The following is a 4,935-nucleotide window of genomic DNA, read 5'->3' as shown; positions in this document are numbered from 1 at the left end:
ATCTCGCCGACGGAGTGTCCGGCGACGTAGTCGGGGGTGATGCCCCAGGAGTGGAACAGGTGGTAGAGGGCGACTTCGACGGCGAAGAGGGCGGGCTGCGTCCACGCCGTCCGGTCCAGCCCGTCGCCGAACGCGACCACCTCGGCCAGCGGCCGGTCCAGATGCCGGTCGAGTGCGGCGCACACGGTGTCGTAGGCCTCGGCGAACACCGGGAACGCGTCGTACAGTTCACGCCCCATCCCGGCACGCTGCGCGCCCTGCCCCGTGAACAGCACCGCCAGCTTCCCGGCGGCCCGCTCCCCTTCCAGGACGCCCGGCGCCCGCCGCCCCTCCGCGAGCGCGGCCAGTCCGCCGAGCAGTTCCTCCCGCTCCGACCCCACGACGACCGCGCGGTGCTCGAAGGCCGTACGGGTCGCGGTCAGCGAGTGGCCGACGTCGACGGGATCGAGCTCCGGACGGGCGGCCACCAGGTCCCGCAGCCGGGCCGCCTGAGCGGACAGGGCCTGCGGGGTGCGCGCGGACAGCACCCAGGGGACCGCGGCGGGCGGGGTGCGCTCGGTGGCCGGTTCGGGGGTCTCGTCGTCGGGGGCCTGTTCGATGATGACGTGGCTGTTGGTGCCGCTGACGCCGAAGGAGGAGACACCGGCACGGCGCGGATGGTCGGTCTCCGGCCAGGGCCGGGCCTCGGTGAGCAGTTCCACGGCGCCCGCCGACCAGTCGACGTGCGGGGTGGGCTCGTCGACGTGGAGGGTCTTGGGCAGCACGCCGTGGCGTATCGCTTCGACCATTTTGATGACGCCGGCGACTCCGGCGGCGGACTGGGCGTGGCCGATGTTGGATTTGAGGGAGCCGAGCCAGAGGGGTTGGTTGTCGGGTCGGTGTTGTCCGTAGGTGGCGAGGAGGGCTTGGGCTTCGATGGGGTCGCCGAGCCGGGTGCCGGTGCCGTGGGCTTCGACGGCGTCGATGTCGGTGGGGGTGAGGCCGGCGTTGGCGAGGGCCTGGCGGATGACGCGTTGCTGGGAGGGGCCGTTGGGGGCGGTGAGGCCGTTGGAGGCGCCGTCCTGGTTGACGGCGGTGCCGCGGACGACGGCGAGGACGGGGTGTCCGTTGCGCCGCGCGTCCGACAGCCGCTCCAGGAGAAGGAGCCCGGCGCCCTCGGACCAGCCCGTGCCGTCGGCCGCCGCGGCGAACGCCTTGCACCGCCCGTCCGGGGACAGACCCTGCTGCCGGGAGAACTCGACGAAGGTGTCCGGCGTCGCCATGACCGCGACACCGCCCGCGAGCGCCATCGAGCACTCGCCGCCGCGCAGCGCCTGCGCCGCCAGGTGGATCGCCACCAGCGACGACGAGCACGCCGTCTCCACCGTGACCGCCGGACCCTCCAGACCCAGGGTGTAGGAGACACGCCCCGACGTGGCGCTGCCCGAGTTGCCGATGCTGAGCATGCCCTCGACCTCACGCGGCACCTCGGTCAGCCCGACCGCGTAGTCGTGGTACATCACCCCGGCGTACACGCCGACGCTGCTGCCGCTCAGCGTGCTCGGCGCGATCCCGGCCCGCTCGAAGGTCTCCCAGGCGGTCTCCAGCAGGATCCGCTGCTGCGGGTTCATCGACAGCGCCTCGCGCGGCGAGATCCCGAAGAACCCGGCGTCGAACTCGCCGGCGTCGTGCAGGAACCCGCCTTCGCGGACGTACGACTTCCCGGACTGCTCGGGGTCGGCGTCGTACAGCTCGTCGGTGTTCCAGCCCCGGTTCGTCGGGAACTCCGTGATGGCGTCGGTGCCGTCGGCGACCAGCCGCCACAGCTCCTCCGGCGTGCTCACCCCGCCGGGCAGCCGGCAGGCCATCCCGACGATCGCGATCGGCTCCGACTTGACGGCCTCGACCTCGCGCAGCCTGCCCTGCGTCTGCTTCAACTCGGCGACCACGCGCTTGAGATAGTCGCGGAGCTTCTCGTCATTGCTCATGAAAGATCTGATCCTTCGTATCGATGGGGCACCGGGCTGCTGCCTAGAGGCCGAGTTCGCTGTCGATGAGGTCGAAGAGCTCGTCGTCGCTGGCCGAGTCGAGATCGATGCCGAGCTCACCGCCGTCGCCGCCGTCCGCCGGGACCTGACCCCAGCGAGCCGTGAGCGACTGGAGCCGCCGGCTCAGCTCACCGCGCTGTCCCGCGTCCAGGACGGCCGCGGCCAGTGCCCGCTCCAGCCGGTCGAACTCCGCCAGCACCTCCGACGCCGACGCCGACGGCTCCGACTCGGTGACCAACTGCTCCAGCAACTGCCGGGCCAGGGCCTGCGGGGTGGGGTGGTCGAAGACGAGGGTGGCCGGGAGCTTGACGCCGGTCGCCGCGGTGAGCCGGTTGCGCAGCTCCACGGCGGCCAGCGAGTCGAAGCCCAGGTTCTTGAACGCCTGGTCCGGCTGGACCGCGTCCGCACTGGCATGGCCCAGCGCGACGGCCGCCTCGCCCCGCACCAGATCGAGCAGCGCGGCCGCCCGCTCCTGCGACCCGAGCCCGGCCAGCCGGTCCACGAAGGACTCCGTGCCCGCCGTGGTGGTGCCGGCCTGCTTGCGGGTGGGTTTGACGAGGTGGTGCAGGAGGGTGGGGACGGGGGTGTGGTGGGCGTAGGCGGCGAGGTCGAGTTTGGCGGGGACGAGGGTGGGGGTGGGGTCGGTGAGGGTGGTGTCGAGGAGGGCGAGGCCTTCTTCGGGGGTGAGGGCGCGCATGCCGGTGCGGCGGGTGGTGGTGATGGTGGCGCCCATGCCGTCGGCGGTCTGGTCCCACAGTCCCCAGGCGAGGGAGGTGGCGGGCAGGCCCTGCTGGTGGCGGAGGTGGGCGAGGTGGTCGAGGAAGGCGTTGGCGGCGGCGTAGTTGGCCTGGCCGGGGTTGCCGAGGGTGCCGGAGACGGAGGAGAACAGCACGAACGCGTCGAGGTCGGTGGTGAGTTCGTGCAGGTGCCAGGCACCGTCGGCCTTGGGTGCCAGGACGCTGTCCAGCCGGTCCGGACTCTGCGCGGTGAAGATGCCGTCGTCGAGGACGCCGGCGGTGTGGAAGACGGCGCGGACGGGGTGCTGGTCGAGGAGCCGTCGTACGGCGTCGCGGTCGGCCATGTCGCAGGCGGCGATGGTGACCTCGTCGGCGCCCAGTTCCTTCAGCTGGGCGGCGAGTTCCCCGGCGCCCTCGGCGGCGGGGCCGCGTCGGCTGGTCAGCAGCAGGGAGGTGACGCCGTGGGTGGTGACCAGGTGGCGGGCGAGGAGGGCGCCCAGGGACCCGGTGCCGCCGGTGATCAGCACGGTGCCCCGCAGGACCGGCGGCTCACCGGTCGCCGGCGGGGTGTGCCGGACCAGCCGGGGCGCCGTCAAGTCCCCCTCGATGAGACGGAGTTCTGTCTCACCGGTGGCGACCGCGGCCGCGAGTGCCTTCCGGGAGGCCTCCGTGTCGTCGATCTCGGCGAGCACGATCCGGCCGGGGTGTTCCAGCTGGGCGGTGCGCAGCAGACCGCGTACCGCCGCCGAGGCCGGGCTGTCGGAGCGGACGGTGACGACCAGCGGGCCCGCCGCCGGATCGGCGTCCTCCACGAACGCCTGCACGGCACCGAGCACCCGCCCGGTCACCTCCCGCACCCGCTCGGGAACGGTCCCCCCGCCCTCGTCCGTGACGTCGAGCGAACTCCAACCGGCGGACGAGCCGCCCCAGTCGAGTGACACCGGCATCCACTCCACCCGGAACAGCGCGTCCCGGCCGGCGTTCCCGCCGAGCCGCTCGGCGGCGACCTCCCGGTACACCAGCCGGTCGACGCTCGCGACCGGACCGCCCGTCGGGTCCGCCACGGTCACCGAGAACCCGTCCGCGCCGGCCGGTGCGATCCGTACCCGCAGGGCGCCGGCGCCCTGCGCGTGCAGGGTCACCCCGTTCCAGGCGAACGGCAGCCGGGTCCGGTCTTCGTCGACGCGCGACGGCGCGAACGAGGCCGCGTGCAGAGCCGAGTCCAGGAGCCCGGGGTGCAGTGCGAAACCGGCCGCCTCGGCGCGGCCCCGCTCGTCCAGGGCGACCTCGGCGAACACCTCCTCGCCCCGCGTCCACACCTTCCGCAGCCCCTGGAACAGCGGGCCGAACGCGAACCCGCCCGCGGCGAGCCGCTCGTAGAAACCGTCCAGGCCGGCCGGTTCGGCACCGGCGGGCGGCCAGGCGGCCAGGCCCCCGGCCGTGCCCGCCGGCACCGCGGTCAGCGAGCCGGTGGCATGCCGGGTCCACGGCGCGTCGGCGGCCGCGTCGTCCGGCCGCGAGTAGACGCCGAGGGTACGGCGGCCCGCGGCGTCCTCGCCGGACGCCATCACCTGCACATGGACCCCGCCCCGGGCGGGCACCACCAGCGGCGCCTCGACGATCAGCTCCTCCACGTGCGGGCTGCCCACCTCGTCACCCGCGCGCACCGCCATCTCCACCAGCGCGGTGCCGGGCAGCAGCACGGTGTCCGCGATGGTGTGGTCGGCGAGCCACGGGTGCGTGGCCAGCGACAGCCGGCCGGTGGCCAGCACCCCGCCCGAGTCGGGCAGCACCGACACCGCGCCCAGCAGCGGATGACCCGCGGCCACCAGACCCACCGAACCGGCGTCCCCGGAGGGCGCGGCCGGCTCCAGCCAGTAGCGCTCACGCTGGAAGGCGTACGTCGGCAACTGCACCACCGCCGAGGGCGGTTCGGTGCCCAGCAGCGCCGAGCGGTCCACCGGGACGCCCCGGGTGTGCAGGGTCGCCAGGGCCAGCGCGGCGACCCGTACCTCGCTCTGCCCGCGGCGCAGGGCCGGGACGGCGAGGGTGGTGTCGTCGTCGAGGGTCTGGGTGGCCATGGGGGTGAGGGCGGCGTCGGGGCCGAGTTCGAGGTAGGTGGTGGTGCCGTGGGTGGTGAGGGTGTGGATGCCGTCGGCGAAGCGGACGGC

Annotated in this window: 1 protein-coding gene and 1 pseudogene; both read right to left on the bottom strand. The window is 73.9% G+C overall.

The features are described from left to right. Positions 1-1,967: pseudogene (locus ACF1A1_RS39240) on the bottom strand (type I polyketide synthase); the annotation flags it as partial. A gap of 43 nt (positions 1,968-2,010) precedes the next feature. Continuing rightward, positions 2,011-4,935: SDR family NAD(P)-dependent oxidoreductase (locus tag ACF1A1_RS39235; protein WP_392006971.1), on the bottom strand; the 2,925-nt coding region annotated here is incomplete at its 5' end.

This window comes from Streptomyces sp. NPDC014995 (assembly GCF_043080745.1).
Classification (GTDB): domain Bacteria; phylum Actinomycetota; class Actinomycetes; order Streptomycetales; family Streptomycetaceae; genus Streptomyces.
Note: the sequence above shows the minus strand (reverse complement) of the source record. Positions and strands in the feature narration are given on the sequence as shown.